Source organism: Labrenzia sp. 011 (assembly GCF_003075075.1).
GTDB lineage: Bacteria > Pseudomonadota > Alphaproteobacteria > Rhizobiales > Stappiaceae > Roseibium.
In genome coordinates, this window is sequence record NZ_QCYM01000004.1 from 191245 (window position 1) to 209336 (window position 18092).

The following is an 18092-nucleotide window of genomic DNA, read 5'->3' on the forward strand; positions in this document are numbered from 1 at the left end:
GGGTGATCCGCGCGTTTCTCCCTGCGTAAGCTCTTTGCCGCATTGGCGTTCGTTCGAACCTGACCTATGTAGAGCGGCAAAGAGACAAACATTCAGGACACGCTCCGCCCATGACCGTTCAATCTCCCCGCCCGCCGGCAGCAGACCAGGCTGCGGAATTCCGGGAAGTTCATCTGCCGCAGGACCATCCCGCCGTGAAGACCGGCAAGGTCGGTGTCCTGCTGGTCAACCTGGGCACGCCGGATGGCACCGACTACTGGTCGATGCGCCGCTACCTGCGCGAATTCCTGTCCGACAAGCGGGTGATCGAGTGGCCAAGGGCCATCTGGTATCCGATCCTCTACGGCATCGTCCTGATGACCCGTCCGGGAAAATCCGGCAAGGCCTATGAGGAAATCTGGAACCACGAGAAGAACGAGTCGCCGCTGCGGACCATCACCCGCAACCAGTCGGACCGGCTGGCGGAGATGCTCGGCGATGATGGCGGCCGCCTGAAGATCGACTGGGCGATGCGCTACGGCCAGCCGTCCATTCCCGACAGGCTGAAGGCCCTGAAGGACGCGGGATGCGACCGGATCCTGGTGTTCCCGCTCTATCCGCAATATTCGGCCGCCACCACGGCGACGGTCAACGACGTGGTCTGCCGGACGCTTCTCGACATGCGCTGGCAACCGGCCATCCGCACCGTGCCGCCCTATCATGACGATCCCGTCTATGTGGAGGCACTGGCCAGGTCCGTCGAGCAGCATCTGGAAGGCCTGGACTTCAAGCCGGATGTGGTGCTGGCCTCCTATCACGGCATTCCGCAGTCCTATTTCAAACGCGGCGATCCCTATCATTGCCACTGCATGAAGACGACACGGCTGCTGCGCAAGGTGCTCGGCTGGAGCGAGGACAAGCTGCGCGTGACGTTCCAGTCGCGTTTCGGTCCGGAAGAATGGCTTCAGCCCTATACGGACAAGACCGTGGAACAACTGGCGAAGGACGGGGTGAAGAATATTGCCGTCATGAATCCCGGCTTCGTCGCCGACTGCCTCGAAACGCTGGAGGAGATCGCCGGGGAAGCGGCGGAAATCTTCACGGACAACGGCGGCGAGAATTTCAGCCATATTCCCTGCCTGAACGACAGCGATCCGGGCATGGACGTCATCGCGCATGTGGTGCGCCGGGAACTCGGCGGCTGGATCTGACGGCCGCGTGGCCCGGCCTGCCTGCAGAAGACAGGACCTTCCTGTAGACCACAGCCGGTGAGATGCAGACAGGGGGCTTCACACGGGTGTCGTGACCGGTGTCCAGACTTGCGCGGCAAATTTCCGATCCCCGACGGGGCGCGCGCCAGCATCGTCAAATGCGCTGGTGCGACACCTCGAAACGGGGCATTATGACTGTTCTATTTTAAGAGCTTACGGGAGCCATTCATGCAACTTGCGGGATTCGACATTTTCCTGATCGCCCTTCTGGTGCTGGTCATTCTGGTCTTTTTCGCGGGGGTAAAGACAGTTCCCCAGGGCTTCAACTACACGATCGAGCGCTTCGGGAAGTACCGCAAGACCTTGATGCCGGGGCTGAATTTCATCATTCCGTTCATCGACAGGGTCGGCCACAAGCTGAACATGATGGAACAGGTTCTGGATGTTCCCTCGCAGGAAGTCATTACCCGCGACAACGCGAGCGTCACGGCCGACGGCGTGACCTTCTACCAGGTGCTTGACGCGGCGCGGGCCTCCTATGAGGTTCTGGGACTGCAGAACGCCATCCTCAACCTCACCATGACGAACATCCGTTCGGTCATGGGGTCGATGGATCTCGACAGTCTGCTGTCGAACCGGGACGAGATCAACGCCCAGATCCTGCGCGTCGTCGACGCGGCGGCGGAGCCCTGGGGGATCAAGATCACCCGCATCGAGATCAAGGACATCAATCCGCCCCGCGACCTGGTCGATGCCATGGGACGGCAGATGAAGGCGGAGCGCGAGAAGCGGGCCTCCATCCTCGAGGCCGAAGGCAAACGCCAGTCGGAAATCCTGAAGGCGGAAGGGCAGAAGCAGTCGCTGATCCTGGAGGCCGAAGGCCGGCGCGAATCGGCTTTCCGCGACGCGGAGGCCCGGGAACGCGAAGCCGAGGCGGAAGCCAAGGCCACCCAGATGGTCAGTGAGGCAATCTCGGCCGGAGATATTCAGGCGATCAACTATTTCGTCGCCAACAAATACGTCGAGGCCTTCAAGGCACTTGCCACGTCGCGCAATCAGAAAACGCTGATCCTGCCGATGGAGGCAACGTCGCTGCTGGGTGCGCTGTCCGGCATCGGGGAAATCGCGAAGGAAGCCTTCAGCGATGACAAGCGCAGCGACAAGTCCGCATCGGGCATTCCCCGCACCGGCGCTCCCGACGGAGAAGACGCGTGAGTCTGACGGAGAGCCTGATCGCCTTTCTGGGCCCCTGGAGCTGGTTTGTCCTGGGGCTCATCCTGCTGGCCCTGGAGATCCTGGCGCCGGGGACGATCTTCCTGTGGTTCGGCGTCTCGGCGCTGGCCGTGGGCGTCGTGGCGCTGGCCTTCGGCTTCGGCTGGCAGGTTCATGTCGGACTGTTCGTGGTGCTGTCGCTGGTGAGCCTGCTGATCGGCCGGCGCCTGATGGCGCGGCTGTCTTCCGAAAAGGGAGATCCGGGGCTCAATCAGCGCGGCAGCCGCTATATCGGCCGGGAGTTCACGCTGACGAAACCGTTGAGCGAAGGAGCCGGGAACCTGTCCATCGACGATACCATCTGGCGGATCACCGGTCCGGATCTTCCCGCCGGAACGAAGGTGCGTGTCGATGCGATCGACGGAGCGCGGCTGGTCGTCTCGCGCGTCGAGTAACGCGCGCCGGGCGCAGAGGGCCGGCGGCCGGTGTTACGGATTGTGGCCTGCCGGCAAGGGCGGTTCTTCGGATTTCAGCAGGATGCCGATCCGCCGGTTGGCCGCGAGATAGGGATCGTTCGGAAACAGCGGTTCCGTATCCGCCTTGCCGATGACCGCGTAGAACTGATCGTCCTGAACGCCGTATTCGGACAGGATCTGCCGGGCGACATTGGCCCGTTCGCTTGAAAGATCCCAGCCCGTGTAGCTCGGATCGCCCGTCATCTGGCCGGAGGTCGTGTGGCCGGAGATTTCGATCCGGTTCGGCATCTGCGCCAGGACGGGGGCCATCTTGGCGATCAGGCGCCGGGTGGTCTCGTAAGGGTATTTCGACCCTTCGCGGAACATCGAGCGGCCGTCCTGATCGACGAGCATGATGTTCAGACCCTCTTCCGATTCCTCCAGGATGATGTTGTTGGAAATCTCGGTGATCTCCGGCATTTCCTGCCAGGCCTGACGCAGGGACGCGGCGGCGGTGGCGAACTGGCGCGGCTTTTCGATCTCGGCTTCCAGCGTGTCGTGGGTATTGGCTTCGGGACCCTGTTTCTGCCGTTTTTCGTGGCGTTCCTGGGCGAAATCCGAATCCTTCTCCTGATCGATCTGGCTGACATCCTTCATGTAGTCGCGGATCGGAATGCCCTCGACCTCGATGATGCCGGTCTTGCGGGCGGAATCCTTCACGCCGAAGGCCTCGCGCATGGATCCGGCGACCACCTGGAGTTTTTCCTTGTCCTGAATGGAAAAGGAAATGATCAGAACGAAGAAGCACACGAGCAGGGACATCAGGTCGGCGAATGTTACCAGCCAGTCGGGAGCCCCGCCGCCACCTTGCGGTTTCTTCCTTGCCATTGCCTAGAACCCTTGTTGTCTCTTGCCGGGCGTCGTCGAAAGGGCGCCGTCAGACGGCCCATGTACAGGCGTTTGCCATCAGGCTGCTTCCACCAGCTCGGCGCGAATCTTCTCCGGCAGATAGGCCACGAGCATTTCCTTGATGAGGGCGGGGCTCTTGCTTTCCCGGATCTGGCACACGCCGTCGATGATCAGGGTCTGGTTGAGCTCGTCGACATCGAATTTCGCGTCGAGCTTGTCCACCAGCGGCAGACAGATGATGTTCGATATGAGCGCCCCATAGAGCGTCGTCAGAAGGGCGATGGCCATGGACGGGCCGATGGCGGCCGGATCGTCCATGTTGGCCAGCATCTGCACCAGGCCGACCAGGGTACCGATCATGCCGAATGCCGGTGCGGAATCTCCCAGCGCCTTGAACACGCGCTTGCCTTCGGCGAGTCGCGAAAGCTGAAGATCACGCTCGCGTTCCATGGATTCCTTGATGAAATCGAGTTCGTATCCGTCGGCGACATACTGGACGCCTTTTGCCAGCACGGGATCCGACACATCGACATTTTCCAGTCCGAGGGGACCGGATTTGCGGACGATCTCGCCAAGTGTGGTGATTTCGGAGATCAGATCGCGGGGACTTGCGTTGCGCCCGGCAAGGGCGACCTTGAACCCGGTCACGAAAGCCGCGGCGATGTCCGAAAGCTGAAACCTGATCAGCGTTGCGGCCAGACCGCCGCCGATCACGATCAGGATCGAGGGAACGTCAACGAATTGGCCGAAACTGCCGCCAAGAAAAATCGCGGTAACGACGATGCCGAAGGCACCAACTATTCCGATGAGGGTCGCCAGATCCATTCTGTACACACACCAAGGTCTTCGGCTCTACAGCCATTGAAACTTGGACGCAGTGTAAGAGGACTATGGCTAATCAAATCCTAATGCGGCGCGAAATCGGACGCCGGAAAGTAACTTTTCCGCGCCGAGCCGCATTTTTGCGCAGAAAAGCGCGGTGCCGGCGGCCGCAATCAGGCGGCGCCGATCCGCAGCAGGTCGTGCAAATGGACAATGCCGACGGGGCGTCCGTCCGAGACGACGAACACGGAGGTGATCGCCAGGCTGTTCGCCAGTTCCAGTATGGAGGCGGACAGGGTGCTCGGCGACACGGTCTTCGGCGCCCGGGTCATGATCTCGCCGGCGGTCTTTTCCAGAAGGTTGGAAGACACGTGGCGGCGCAAGTCACCGTCGGTGATGATGCCGATGAGCTGGTTCAGCTCGTCGGTGACACCAAGGACACCGAAGCCTTTCTGGGTCATGAGAACGATGCCTTCGCTCATCAGGGCCGATTCAGGCATCAGCGGCATGCTGTCGCCGGTATGCATGATATCCTTGGCGGTCTTCAGGCTTGCGCCGAGCCGGCCGCCCGGATGGAAGACGCGGAAATCCTGTGCGGTGAAGCCGCGGCCTTCCAGCAGCGCGACGGCAAGCGCATCGCCGATGGCCAGCTGTATCAGCGCCGATGTCGTCGGGGCGAGGCCGTGCGGGCAGGCCTCCGCCACGCTCGGCAGCTTCAGCACCACATCGGCGGACCGGCCCAGGGTGCTGTCCTGACGGGAGGTGATGGCGACCAGAGGAACCTTGAAGCGCCTCGTGTAGCCGACGATGCTCGCGAGCTCCTGGGTTTCCCCGGACCAGGAAAGGGCGAGAACGACATCGCTTTCGGTGATCATGCCCAGATCGCCGTGGCTTGCCTCGCTGGCATGCACGAAAAACGCCGGCGTTCCGGTGGATGCCAGGCTGGCGGCCAGCTTGACGCCGATATGGCCGCTCTTGCCAACGCCGGTGACGATGACCCGGCCCCTGCTGTTGCGAATGAGATCGAAGGTCTGCTGGAACGGCCCGGCAAGGCCGTTTTTCAGGGCCGCCCGAACCGCACTCAGACCGGCAATTTCCGTTTCCAGGGTGCGCTCGGCGGAAACCAGGCAAAGCGACGTCATGTCCACGTCTTCGTCAGAGATGGGATCGGGCAAGGGGTTTGTCATCTGTTTGATCTTATTGTTCCTGATCGTACTAGCTCTAGGCTACTCCCCGTGCCGGATCAAGAAGCCGCCATTCATTAAATGGATTTAATCGATAAAGTTGTTTCCCCATGCCAATTTGCGACAAGGAAACGAAGCATTAACCATCCTTCGTCAGTTTGATCAGGTTCCTGAAACCGACCGGTTCTGACTGTTCATGCGCGGCGTCCTGCTCCTTTTAATCTGTTCTGCCTGTCTGCAGGTCCTGCCGGCGGCCGCCCAGACGTCCACGTCCGATTTGCGGGGCGTGAGCAATCCTGCCGACCCGCTGGGCGCGGAAGAGGCCGGGGATGTGGCTGTGCAGGGCACGGCGCGCAATCCCACGCAGGCCGATGTCTTTCCGCTTCGGGGCACGTTCAACAGCGCAGAGGCGGAAACCGGGTCGAGCGGCCTTGGCACCAACGGCCGGGTTCAGCCCGTCAGATCCTTCTCTGACCGCCTGGCTGCAGTCAATCGGGCGGTTCCCCTGCCGGAAACCCTGGCCGACACGGCCGTTTTCGACGGCGACACCGAATTCGATGCGGCCGAGGGGATCCGTCTGGGCTCTTTCACCCTGACGCCGCAGCTCACGGTGTCCTCCGGCTGGACGGACAACACTGCCGGAGCGGCCAACGGCACCTCGGGCGGTTTCTACAGCCTGTCGCCGGATGTCGCGCTGACATCGGGCTGGTCGCGGCACCAGTTCGACATGTCCCTGCGCGGAACCTTCACCGGCTATCCGGAGTCCCCTGACGACAACGATACGTCCGTCACGGCGGCAGCCAATCTGCGCCTGGACATCAGCGAGGCGACCCAGGTGAACACCGGACTGGCCTATTCCTATGCGCGGGAAGACGACAGCAGCGCGGAATCCACCTCCGGCACCGACAATGTCCAGACGCTTTCGGGTACCCTGGGCGCCACAAGGGCCATCGGCCTGGTAGCGGCCACCGCGTCCGTGGGTGCGGAGCGCAACATTTACACCTCCGACGGGGGCAGCTCCGAAAGCGGGCGGGACAATACGCTCTATTCGACAACCCTGCGGCTGGACGGCAATACGGGGAGCGTCCTGTCGCCCTTCGTGGAGGGATCCCTTCTGTTGCGGCGCTATGACCAGACCTGCAGCGACAGTCTTTGCGAAAAGCGCGACGCCAACGGCTATCAGCTCCGCGGCGGTCTGACCGTGGCTTCCGGGCCGAAGATCACCGGCGAACTCGGCGCGGGCTGGCGGATCGAGGACATCGAGGACAGCAGGCTGGAGAACCTGTCCGGACTCGTGGTGGACGGCTCTCTGGTATGGTCACCGAGCCGCCTGACAACCGTCACGGCGGGTGTGGGAACCAGCTTCGATTCGACGGACATCGACGGAGCCAGCGGGTCGATCATCTATTCCGGAGATATCCGCCTGGCCCATGCCTTCAGCGACCGTCTGGTCGCGGAGACGGGCCTGGGATACAGTTATCGCACCTATCAGGGCGTTTCGATCGAGGAAAGCACCCTGACCGGGCTCGGCGGGCTGACATTCGCGCTGACCCGCAATGTGGCACTGACCGCCGATTACACCCACAGCCGCTTCGACAGTTCCCAGTCCGGCAGCGACTATACGGAAAATGCGGTTGAAGCGGGCCTGAGATTCCGGCATTAACGGTACGGTAACCTAAACAGGACCATTGATGGTGCGGGGGCAGAAGCAAATACGGAACGGGCTGAAGGAGGCCCTGATGCGGATACCTATGCGTCACTCAGCAAACGTCAATTTCTCTGCGCCCTTCGACAGGACACGGAAAGCCCTCCTGTCGCGTTTTCTCTGCATGGTGCTGCTGACAGGCGGACTGATCGCCTCGTCCCTGCCGGCCCGGGCGGATGCGGGCTTCAAGCGCTTCATTTCCGATTTCTGGCCGACGGCCAAGGCGGCGGGGATCTCCTCGCAGACCTACAATGCCGTATTCTCGGGCATGGAGCCGGACGAAGACACGCTGCGGCTGATGAGCAAGCAATCGGAATTCGTCAAGCCGATCTGGGACTATCTCGACAGTGCGGTGTCCGAGGATCGGGTCGAGAAGGGCCGCAAGCTTCTGAAGGAATACGGACCGGTCCTGCGGCAGATCGAGGCGCGCTATGGGGTCGACCGCGAGGCGGTGCTGGCAATCTGGGGCATGGAAACCAATTACGGCGGCTTCATGGGCCGCCACAATGTGGTGCAGGCACTGGCGACGCTGGCCTACGCCGCGCCGCGCCGCAAGAGCTTCTGGCAAAAGGAACTGGTCACTGCGCTCGGCATCGTCCAGGCCGGACATGTGCGCTTTCAGGACATGGAAGGTTCCTGGGCGGGCGCCATGGGGCATACGCAGTTCATGCCGTCCAGCTGGAAGGCCTATGCGGCCGACTACGATGGCGACGGCCGGAGGGATATCTGGACCTCCATTCCGGACGCCCTGGCCTCCACGGCGGCCTATCTGCGCAAGCACGGCTGGCAGACCGGCAAGACATGGGGCTACGAGGTCAAGCTGCCGGCCGGTTTCGACTATCACCTGGCTGATGGCGACAAGACGCTGACCCTGGGCGAATGGAGCCGGTACGGCATCCGCCGGTCGAACGGCAAGGGCTTTCCCCGGCCGTCGGACAACGCCATTCTGGTTCTGCCGGCCGGTGCCAACGGTCCGGCCTTCCTGATGCTGCGCAATTTCTACGTGATCAAGCGCTACAACAATGCGACCGCCTATGCCCTCGGGGTCGGCCTTCTGGCGGACCGGATCATCGGCGGCGGCACGCTGGAAGGCGACTGGTCGCGGGAGCATATGCCGCTCAACCGTTCCGAGACGGCGGAACTTCAGGCGCTTCTCAACCGCCGCGGATTTTCCGTGGGCACTGCCGACGGCAAGATCGGACCGGCGACCCGCCGGGGCATCCGTGCCTATCAGAGTTCCAGGGGGCTTGTTCCGGACGGCTATGCCTCCGTGGTTCTGCTGGCGCATCTGAAGATGGACGGGTAAAGTCGGTCTGAAACCCATTTCCGTCTGGAGCCCGGTGTGACCATCCGAACCCGGAAATACAGAGCCAGCCAGACTTCGCGGTTGCCTGCAGGTCTGGCGATCGCTCTTTGCCTTGTTCTCTTGAGCGGGGGGGCTCCCGCCGCCCTGGCGCAGGATGCGCGGGGCGGGGACATCGTCGTCGCGCAGAACGGTTTTCTCGGTGGCTTCAATCCCTTTGCACCGCTGCAACGGCTCTTCGGCGGTGGACGGGAGCGCAAGCCTGTACAGAAGAAGTCGACCGACAAGGCGAGGCCCAGGGTCTCCCGGCCGGCGGGAACTGCGCCCAGGTTCGAGATCATGCCGAAAGACCCGGACGCAGGGCTGATCCTTGTGGTCGGCGACCGGATGGCGCGTGGCGTCGCGGACGGCCTCAAGTACACGCTGGCGGACAAGCCGCAGATCCGCGTCGAGGCAGTGACGGAAGACAAGGCGGGCCTTGCCGGCGACAATGCGCCGGACTGGGCCGCCCGGGTGCTGTCCAGGATCCGCGGCGCGGACGTCAAGGCGGTGGTGGTGATGATCGGCCGGGAGGATATCGGCAAGCCCTTTCCGGGTGAACCGCCGGTGGAATTCATGACCGCGGAGTGGCTGGACACCTACCGCAGGAAGGTCGATGCGCTGGTGCGCGTGGTCCGGCAGGAGAGAAAGCCGCTCGTCTGGGCGGGTCTGCCGCCGACGAACCAGGAACTCCTCAACGGCGATTTCACCCAGCTCAACTCTATTTTCCAGAGTGCCGCCGAAGACCGGCGGGTCCGCTACGTGGATATCTGGGACATCTTCCTGGCCAGTGACGGCAGCTATTCCTCCTACGGGCCGGATGTGGACGGCAAGAACGCCAGGCTGCGGGCGAACAACCGGATCGATTTCACCTGGGCCGGCTACCGCAAGGTGGCGTTCTTCGTGGAACGGGAGCTGTCCCGCCTTCTGGGCGGCTACGGCGGTCTGGCGTTCGAGGGCGTCGAGGACGACCCGAACTTCATCGTTCTGACCGGCCGCACGACCTCGCCGGAAACCCTGCTGCTGGGCGGCGAGGACGACGCGGAGATGGACCGGGACAGCGCGGCCTACAATCTTTTCGTCGCCGGAAAGCCGTTGCCGCCGGTCCCCGGCCGCGTCGACGATCCGCGCCTGCCGGTGGCGGGCGCTTCGGAGCTCGGGGAAGTGCCACCGGTCGAGGAAAAAACATCGCTTTCGCTCACGCCGTCGGTCACAGGTCTGCACGTCCCCTTTTCGGAATCGTCCAGCGCCGGTGAAGGGGGGCGGATTTCAGTCACTCTGCAGCCGTCCGGTCAGTGAGGGTCTGAAATGGTGTCAGCACCGCAACATCCTGATCAGAAACCGCGACTGGCGCGCTTCTGATGCCTCCATCCATATACGCGAGCCCGAGGTCGGTACGGGAGTCGAGACGCATGGCCTCTAAATGGCGGCTACACGTTTCAGGGGCGCTGACTGTCCCAGAGCTAGAACCTTGCGGCCATTCTGGCACTGAAGGCATGATTCTGGGCATTGATGCCGAGATCGCCGTTGTAACCGGCAGTGAGGTTAATGTTTTGGCCGAAATCGAGGTCGATACCCGCCTGGATCAGAACTGTGTCACTGTCCAGCGGCAGGCCCGTGATCTCGAACGGATCGCCGCCGGAGTCGAAACGCATGATTGAAGTGGCATCGCGATCGCCGAAGGCATGCTGCCAGGCGAGAGAGCCGGTGAGGGTGGCGGTGAAAGTGTCGCCTGCAGCCACCTGCCGCTCGGTGCGAAGACCGAGGCTGGTGATGCCGAGAGTCTGCGATGCGGCGGCAACGGAGAGCGCCGCCGCGCCACCCGTCTCGGTGAAGCTGTCGTTGCTCTGATGGATCAGGGCCGCGCCTGCGAAGGGCTCGAACCGGGCAATCTGTGTATTGACGGTAAAGCCGGCCTCGGCGAAGAGCTGCGCAGTGGCTGCGGAATAGTCCGCGCTTAACGTGTTGTGCAGCGTTCCGGCGGTCACGCTCCGGCTGGTCGAGACATCGTGCCAGGAATAGCTGGCACCGGCCCGCAGCCCCAGGGCATTGAGCTGATTGCCGGCATAGGCGCCGAGCGTGTAGCTGTCCGCACTGCCTGACGATGCACGGGCATCGACATCGAAGCTGGTGTTGCCGTAGCCTGCTATCACGCCGCCGCGCCAGCCGTCGAAGAGGCTGGCGTCCACGCCCATGAAGAAGCCGCCGCTGACATGGTCCATGGTGCCTGCATTGCCATCGCCCTTGCTCCGGCCCCAGTTGCCATAGGCCTGTCCCCAGGCGTAGGTGTCGTCGCCCGGCACAGCCGGTGCTTCGCCTTCGCCGTTGAAAGCTATCATCTGCATTTCGCCGGAAGCGATGCTGTCGAAGGCCGTACGGATGCGATCGCCAACGGCATCGCGGGCGAGACTGCTCTGCTGGATCATCAGGGTGTTCACGGAGGCCTGGACTTCGCCCGAGAGACTGTCGAAGGCGGCACGGGCGTCGGTCTCTCCGAGCACACTCACAGCGTCATACACCGCATTGCCGGAACCGAGCGTGTCGAGAGCACCTGCCGTTGCGCGCTGGTTCGGCGTCATGGCAAAGGTGGTGAACAAGAAGTCGTTGCGAAACAGCTTCAGGTAAACGTTGTTGGCGTCATAGCTGAGGGACGCGTCCAGGAAGGCGAAGGTATCGGTGACCGAGCCAAAGGTGCCGGTGACACCCGTGTTGGCGGTGAGCATCGTGTAGGTGGTCGCGACAGAATAGGTGGAACCATCGTCCGTGCCGTTTTCCGGCGAGACGCTGACTGTCGCGCCGCTGTCGATAGTAACAGTGCCCGTGGCAACGATCCTGTCGGAATTTCCGTTCTTGTCGACTTCGACGGCGTAGGTGGAGCCGGAGGCGAAACTTGTGTTGCCGCTGATATTCAATGTGCCAATGGAATTGCCTGGAGCAATGGTGCTGCCGGACTTTGCGGTCACCGAACCGACCGTGCCGGAGCCGCCAAGTGTGCCCCCGTTCAAGGTAATGTCGCCAGTGCTGCCGTTGACCGTCAGCACTCCGCTCCAGACCGTCGTGCCGCCGGTGTAGCTGTTGGTGCCGATAAGGGTCAGTGTCCCGGCACCGGACTTGGTGAGACTGCCGGTCCCGGAGATTTCTCCACCGTAGCTCAGCGCATCGGAGCGATTGAAGATCAGGGCGCTGTTGTTGGTGACATCGCCTGAGAAGCTGCCGCTCGTGCCACCATCACCGACCTGGAGCGTGCCGGCCGTGACCGTCGTGCCGCCGGTATGTGTGTTGGTGCCGGTAAGGGTCAGTGTCCCGGCACCGGACTTGGTGAGACTGCCGGTGCCGGAGATTTCTCCACCGTAGCTCAGCGCATCGGAGCGATTGAAGATCAGGGCGCTGTTGTTGGTGACATCGCCTGAGAAGCTGCCGCTCGTGCCACCATCACCGACCTGGAGCGTGCCGGCCGTGACCGTCGTGCCGCCGGTATGTGTGTTGGTGCCGGTAAGGGTCAGTGTCCCGGCACCGGACTTGGTGAGACTGCCGGTGCCGGAGATTTCTCCACCGTAGCTCAGCGCATCGGAGCGATTGAAGATCAGGGCGCCGTTGTTGGTGACGTCGCCTGAGAGGCTGCCGCTCGTGCCACCATCACCGACCTGCAGCGTGCCGGCCGTGACCGTCGTGCCGCCGGTATGTGTGTTGGTGCCGGTAAGGGTCAGTGTCCCGACACCGGATTTGGTGAGACTGCCGGTGCCGGAGATTTCTCCGCCATAGCTCATTGCATCTGAGCGATTGAAGATCAGGGCGCCGTTGTTGGTCACATCGCCTGAGAAGCTGCCGCTCGTGCCACCATCACCGACCTGCAGCGTACCGGCCGTGACCGTCGTGCCGCCGGTATGTGTGTTGGTGCCGGTAAGGGTCAGCGTCCCGGCACCGGATTTGGTGAGACTGCCGGTGCCGGAGATTTCTCCACCGTAGCTCAGCGCATCGGAGCGATTGAAGATCAGGGCGCCGTTGTTGGTGACGTCGCCTGAGAGGCTGCCGCTCGTGCCACCATCACCGACCTGCAGCGTGCCGGCCGTGACCGTCGTGCCGCCGGTGTAGCTGTTGGTGCCTGTCAGTTTTGTCGTTCCGGAGAGGACACTGATTGATCCGTCGCCACTGATGTCGGCATCGAATGTGTAATTCGTGTCCGTGTGATTAAAGACAATCTCGCCGTCACCCGCCCCAAAGGCAATAACTCCCGGAGCAAAGATGCCAGCCGCAATGGCTGTGTCGCCGGAGGCCGAACCAATGTTGAGCGTACCGGTCGAACCGGCCTGGCTGGCAAGGGTTACCGTTCCCGAAGCGTTCACAGTGCCCCCTGCGGACAGGGTGAGGGCCCCTGCACCGGCATCGCCCACGGTGAGGCCTGAGGAGTTCGTCCAGGTGGAGCCGGTGCCGGTTACCGTGACAGTTCCGTTGCTGCCGCCCAGACCGCCGACAATGCCGCTTGAGTTTGTCAGCGTTGCGCCACCGGAAACGGTCAGAGGCCCCGTACCGTTCTGCGTCAGCGTGGTGACCCCGGTCAGGTTGCCGGTGAGGGTGACCGTCCCTGTCCCGCTGTTGGTCAGGGACCCGGTCAGGATCCCTTCGAGCTGCATCGCGCCGGTGTTTGCCACGTCGCCGGTTATCGTTCCGGTCGAATGGGCCGTCGCGCTGTTGGTGACGTCACCGGTGATGGTTCCGGCGTTGTAGAGCGTACCGGAGCCGGAGTTGGAAACTGTTGCCGCCGTCAATTCGCCGCCGGCCTCGATCTGGACGCCTGCCGTCGCCAGCGTCGAGCCGGAGCCGCCGGACGTGTTGTTCAGGCTGGTGCGATCAAGGGCGCCGCCCGAAATGTTGAGTATCGCGCCGTTCTCGTTGACGAAGGCAGCGACGCCGGACCTTGCGGTCGCGCCGGTGACGTTGAAGACCGCGGACGATCCGTTGTTGATGGTGGTGGCCGCATCCAGTTGTCCGCGCACGTTCATGGTGCCGTTGTTGGTCAGACTGCCGCCCGTCGCATCAAGGTGGCTTGTGGCCGTGTTGGAATTGAGTGTCGCCCCGGCGTGGTTGACGATGGTGTCGCCCGTGAGCGTCCAGTTGTTGGTGATGACGGAAGCCGCGGCACCGCTCGCAAGGCCGTTCTCTATGGTGCCGGTGACATTGAGCGTCGCCGAACTGGCGACTGTCGTGCCCGATCCACCGGTCGTGGTATTGGTCAGGCTGCCGATTGTGCTTGTCGTGCCGCTGCCGATGTCGAAGGTCGCCGTCCCGGTGTTGGTGAAGGCGGTTACCCCGGTCAGGTCGCCGGTTATGTTGAAATCGCCGCCTCCCTGGTTGGTCACGGCCCCGGTCAGCGTCCCCTGTGCGTTGACCACACCGCCGGTGTTGTTGGTCAGCGTGTCGGCAGTCAGTACCGAGGAGCTGCCAAGCATGTCGATCGTGCCGGCGTTGGTGATCGTGTCGCCCGCGGCGTTCAGCGTTGCACCGTTTGCGATGTTGATATCGCCCGTGCCGCTGTTCTGAAATGCGCCTCCGACGGAATTGACTGCCGTGGTGCCGGCATTGAAATTCAGGGTGCCCGCATTGGTGATGACGCCGGCCTGGACATCGAATGTCTTGGCGCCCGCATCATTGAAATTGACGATGCCACCAGCGAGGTTGTTGTAATCGCCGGTCAGTTCGACCAGAGAACCGCCGCCGGCGACATTGACCGTGCCGGAATTGTTGGCGGTGTTGCCCGTCCCCACCAGGCTGGCCCCGGTCTGAACGTTGATGGTCGAGCCGCTTGCATTGGTCACCGCGGAGGCTCTCAGGGTATCGCCGGCGCTGACGGTCAACGCGGCGCTGCTGGTGTGGGTGAGCGTGCCGGTTGTGGTGAAATCCCCGCCCGTGGTGAAGACACCCGCCGCTGCGGTGGCGAAGTTCGTGGTATGGCCGGTGCCAGACCAGGTCGGTCCGGCGGTCCGCTCTTCCGTGATCGTATCGGAAACGTTGAAGGTCACGGTTCCGGTTTCGGAATGCCCGTCCCGGTAGGTCAGGTTCTGGGTGTTGACCGTGATTGACCCGGCTGCGCTGCCGATCGACCCATTGCCAATGAAATTGGTCAGCCCGGTCAACTGCACTGCGCCACCACCGGAGTTGGTGACCGATCCTGCGGCGTTGTTGGTGAAGGTGCCGCCGACCGTCGAGGTGCCGGTCAGGTCGAAAGTGGCATTGTTGGTGACATCGCCAGCCCAGGAGCCGGCGACCACCGTACCGGCATTGTTGGTCAATGTGCCGGTGGCGGTATTGGTGCCGCTGAGCGTGAGCGTGCCCGAACCCTGCTTGGCCAGTCCGCCGGTGCCGGAAATGACACCCGATATCTCGCGGTCGGCGGCATCGCCTGTCGTGAGCGTGTTGTTCTTCAGGTTGATGTCGCCCGCCCCGAAAACCGCGCCAATGGTTTCGTCATTACCGGTCAGGGTGAGAATGCCCCTGTTATCGATCACCGCGGTATCGCTGATTGCGTCGCCGTCACCGGCCACATTCAGATCGCCGATGCCCCACGTCAAGTCTTCCTCGATGACGATATCTTCCGTCGCCAGCGAGCCGGTCACCGTTGTCATGCCGAATTCGACGATCAACTGACCTGTGAAGGTATTGTCACCCGATAACGTCTTTGCCGCAAAAATCGCGAAGTTGCCGGCTCCGGAAATGACGCCGGAATAGAGACCGGTGCTGGAAGCCGAATTGCTTCCGACCGAAAGCGTCTGTCCGGACGCAATTACTGTATTACCGCTCCCGACAAAATCATCGATGGACTGGGTAGCCGCGACCTCGAAGGTTGCACCACTGTTGACAGTGACCCCATCGCCAGTCCCATTGAGTGCATTGACTTGTGTGGTGCGCAGTGTTCCCTCTTCGACGGTGATCATCCCGTATATTTCGGTGAAATTCGCCAGGACCAGCGTGCCGCCGCCGGTTTTGCGCATGCCGACGTATCCTGCTCCATCGGACGGGCGCAAACTGATGGTCGCGGTCCCCGTGGCGACATTGATTTCATTGCCCCCTGCGGTAAGGGTGAGGGCGTCACCGGTCAGTGTGTAACCGCTCGAATTGAAGCTCAGGCCGCCAACGGTCTGCGCTCCGCTCACGGTGACGGTTCCCGCTGTGCCGCCGAAGATGGCTTGCGCACCCGGTGTCCAGGCCTGGTTCGTGGCGCCGGCGTTGTCCGTCCAGGTCAGTGCCGATCCGTCCCATGTACCCGACCAGCCGACGACCGAAGAATCTCCGGTGGTGGTGTCCCATGTCAGGCTCTGCGCTCGCGCAGGCGTCGTCAGGAGAGAGACAAGAACAAGGCTGCCCGTCAGCGCCGTGGCCAGCATCAGTGCGGGGCGATGCGGGGTTGCACGGGAAGCAGGTGAAATGTGACGGGAAAGGAAGAATTTCTGCGCGCGTACAACCGGTAACAAATACATCGTGGCCCGTAAATTCTGAATAAGTCGGCGCTGATGCCGAGGTTTCGGGGTCGCGCACGACGAGTCGCCGACTCGGGATGTCAACCTGTAAGTGCATATTGGATATCGAGGGAGACGTCAGCTATCCGATTTCGGCAAAACAGGAAAAAAAGTCAGAAAAATACTGAAATCTATTAATGGTGAAATGAACCGGGTCGCGAGCGTTCCTGACGGCAAGATGCCGAGCATATGTTCGCAAGCCATCCTGATCCTTCCCCTTCCCGAGGCGAACGCCCCGGCGCGAAGCCGGGGCGGTGGGAAGAGTGTCGGAATCGTGAAAGGGCGGTTGGCCGTCAGCGCGGCAGATCCGAGGAGCCAGTCAGGAATTCATCGACGGAACGGGCTGCCTGGCGGCCTTCGCGGATGGCCCAGACGACGAGGGACTGGCCCTTGCGCACGTCGCCGGCGGCGAAGACCTTGTCGAGACTGGTCTTGTAGGTGTCCGTATCGGCCTTTACGTTTGTGCGTCCGTCCAGCTCCAGCGCGTCGCCTGCCTGGGCGATGTAGGTGTCGAGCAGGGGGCCGGAAAAGCCGATGGCGGCCAGAACCAGATCGGCGCGCAGGATGAACTCGGTGCCGGCGATCGGCTGGCGCTTTTCATCCACGCGGGCACATTTGACGCCGGTCACCTTGCCGTCTTCGCCGACAAGGGCGAGGGTGGCTGCGGAGAACTCGCGTTCGGCACCTTCTGCCTGGGAGGACGACGTGCGGAACTTGGTCGGCCAGTAGGGCCAGACGGCGAGCTTGTCTTCCTTGAGCGGCGGAATCGGCCGGATGTCGAGCTGGGTAACGGAAAGCGCCCCCTGGCGGAAGGCCGTGCCGACGCAGTCGGAGGCCGTGTCGCCACCGCCGATGACGACGACATGCTTGCCGCCGGCCCAGATCGGTGCTTCGTCGCCTTCCGGTTCGCCGCCGACGCGGCGGTTCTGCTGCACCAGATAGGGCATGGCCCAGTGGCAGCCTTCCAGTTCCATGCCGCCGACACCCGGATCGCGCGGGCGCTCGGCGCCGGCACAGAGGATAACCGCGTCGTGACGCTCGGCCAGTTCTTCCAGGCTGACGGTTACACCAACGTTGACGCCGTAATGAAAGCTGACGCCTTCGGCTTCCATCTGGGCGACGCGACGGTCGATATAGTGCTTTTCCATCTTGAAGTCGGGAATGCCGTAGCGCAGCAGGCCGCCGGCCTTGGGTTCGCGCTCGTAGACATGCACGGTGTGTCCGGCGCGGGCCAGCTGCTGGGCCGCGGCCATGCCCGCCGGGCCGGAGCCGACGATGGCGACCGCGTGGCCGGTCTTGGCGGCGGAAGGTTCGGGAACGATCCAGCCTTCTTCCCAGCCCTTGTCGGCGATGGCCTGTTCGACGCTCTTGATGTTGACCGGCACGTCTTCCAGATTGAGCGTGCAGGCTTCCTCGCAGGGCGCCGGGCAGATGCGGCCGGTGAACTCCGGGAAGTTGTTGGTGGAATGCAGGTTGCGCAGGGCAATGTCCCAGTCGCCCTGATAGACAAGGTCGTTCCAGTCCGGGATCTGGTTGTTGACCGGACAGCCATCGGGACCGTGGCAGAACGGAATGCCGCAGTCCATGCAGCGCGCTGCCTGGTTGACGACTTCCTGCTCGTTCAGCGGAATGATGAATTCGCGGAAATGGCGGATACGGTCAGCGGCAGGCTGATACTTCTGCTCCTGCCGGTCGATTTCCAAAAAACCGGTTACCTTCCCCAAGGCGACCTCCTCAATCTGTGTGCGTCCTCAAGTGGCTG

At 62.7% G+C, this 18092-nt stretch carries 11 protein-coding genes; 6 read left to right on the top strand and 5 right to left on the bottom strand.

All coding sequences use genetic code 11. The features are described 5' to 3' along the window. Nucleotides 1-110 precede the first annotated feature (110 nt). From hemH to DCO57_RS07080, 3 genes are all read left to right on the top strand, one after another. Complete coding sequence (hemH, locus tag DCO57_RS07070) at nucleotides 111-1190, top strand: ferrochelatase (RefSeq protein WP_116698161.1); 1080 nt, start codon at nucleotides 111-113, stop codon at nucleotides 1188-1190. 228 nt (nucleotides 1191-1418) lie between these two features. Continuing rightward, a complete protein-coding gene (locus DCO57_RS07075) occupies nucleotides 1419-2405 on the top strand; it encodes an SPFH domain-containing protein (protein WP_116698162.1) in 987 nt (328 codons plus the stop codon). Then, nucleotides 2402-2857, top strand: a complete 456-nt coding sequence (locus tag DCO57_RS07080; RefSeq protein ID WP_116698163.1) for an NfeD family protein — start codon at nucleotides 2402-2404, stop codon at nucleotides 2855-2857. The genes DCO57_RS07075 and DCO57_RS07080 overlap by 4 nt, the downstream gene beginning before the upstream one ends. 33 nt (nucleotides 2858-2890) lie before the next feature. On the opposite strand, the gene DCO57_RS07085 is transcribed toward DCO57_RS07080, so the two are convergent. The 3 genes from DCO57_RS07085 to DCO57_RS07095 all read right to left on the bottom strand — a co-directional run bounded on the left by DCO57_RS07085 (nucleotide 2891) and on the right by DCO57_RS07095 (nucleotide 5775). Then, entirely contained in the window at nucleotides 2891-3745 is an 855-nt protein-coding gene (locus DCO57_RS07085) for a flagellar motor protein MotB (RefSeq protein WP_116698164.1), read from the bottom strand. 78 nt (nucleotides 3746-3823) lie between these two features. Next, nucleotides 3824-4591: a MotA/TolQ/ExbB proton channel family protein gene (locus tag DCO57_RS07090; protein WP_116698165.1), complete on the bottom strand. Its 768-nt coding sequence runs from the start codon at nucleotides 4589-4591 to the stop codon at nucleotides 3824-3826. A gap of 170 nt (nucleotides 4592-4761) precedes the next feature. After that, nucleotides 4762-5775, bottom strand: a complete 1014-nt coding sequence (locus tag DCO57_RS07095) for a KpsF/GutQ family sugar-phosphate isomerase (protein ID WP_116698166.1) — start codon at nucleotides 5773-5775, stop codon at nucleotides 4762-4764. 283 nt (nucleotides 5776-6058) lie between these two features. Here DCO57_RS07095 and DCO57_RS07100 point away from each other — a divergent pair, with 283 nt between their 5' ends. From DCO57_RS07100 to DCO57_RS07110, 3 genes are all read left to right on the top strand, one after another. After that, entirely contained in the window at nucleotides 6059-7435 is a 1377-nt protein-coding gene (locus DCO57_RS07100; RefSeq protein WP_208977843.1) for an outer membrane beta-barrel protein, read from the top strand. Between the two features lie 88 nt (nucleotides 7436-7523). Then, complete coding sequence (locus DCO57_RS07105; protein ID WP_116698168.1) at nucleotides 7524-8783, top strand: lytic murein transglycosylase; 1260 nt, start codon at nucleotides 7524-7526, stop codon at nucleotides 8781-8783. A 36-nt stretch (nucleotides 8784-8819) separates the two neighbouring features. After that, on the top strand, nucleotides 8820-10118 hold the full coding sequence (locus DCO57_RS07110) for a DUF459 domain-containing protein (RefSeq protein ID WP_116698169.1): 1299 nt from the start codon (nucleotides 8820-8822) through the stop codon (nucleotides 10116-10118). 164 nt (nucleotides 10119-10282) lie between these two features. On the opposite strand, the gene DCO57_RS24055 is transcribed toward DCO57_RS07110, so the two are convergent. Together DCO57_RS24055 and DCO57_RS07120 are read right to left on the bottom strand one after the other, a co-directional pair. Further along, nucleotides 10283-16198, bottom strand: a complete 5916-nt coding sequence (locus tag DCO57_RS24055; protein ID WP_165814672.1) for an autotransporter domain-containing protein — start codon at nucleotides 16196-16198, stop codon at nucleotides 10283-10285. A 425-nt stretch (nucleotides 16199-16623) separates the two neighbouring features. Then, nucleotides 16624-18054: a glutamate synthase subunit beta gene (locus DCO57_RS07120; protein ID WP_116698171.1), complete on the bottom strand. Its 1431-nt coding sequence runs from the start codon at nucleotides 18052-18054 to the stop codon at nucleotides 16624-16626. Nucleotides 18055-18092 lie beyond the last annotated feature (38 nt).

Coding starts and splice junctions, on each gene's coding strand:
- DCO57_RS24055 (WP_165814672.1), bottom strand. CDS start 16,198: ATGCTGGCCACGGCGCTGACGGGCAGCCTTGTTCTTGTCTCTCTCCTG.
- DCO57_RS07075 (WP_116698162.1), top strand. CDS start 1,419: ATGCAACTTGCGGGATTCGACATTTTCCTGATCGCCCTTCTGGTGCTG.
- DCO57_RS07105 (WP_116698168.1), top strand. CDS start 7,524: ATGCGTCACTCAGCAAACGTCAATTTCTCTGCGCCCTTCGACAGGACA.
- DCO57_RS07095 (WP_116698166.1), bottom strand. CDS start 5,775: ATGACAAACCCCTTGCCCGATCCCATCTCTGACGAAGACGTGGACATG.
- hemH (WP_116698161.1), top strand. CDS start 111: ATGACCGTTCAATCTCCCCGCCCGCCGGCAGCAGACCAGGCTGCGGAA.
- DCO57_RS07090 (WP_116698165.1), bottom strand. CDS start 4,591: ATGGATCTGGCGACCCTCATCGGAATAGTTGGTGCCTTCGGCATCGTC.
- DCO57_RS07085 (WP_116698164.1), bottom strand. CDS start 3,745: ATGGCAAGGAAGAAACCGCAAGGTGGCGGCGGGGCTCCCGACTGGCTG.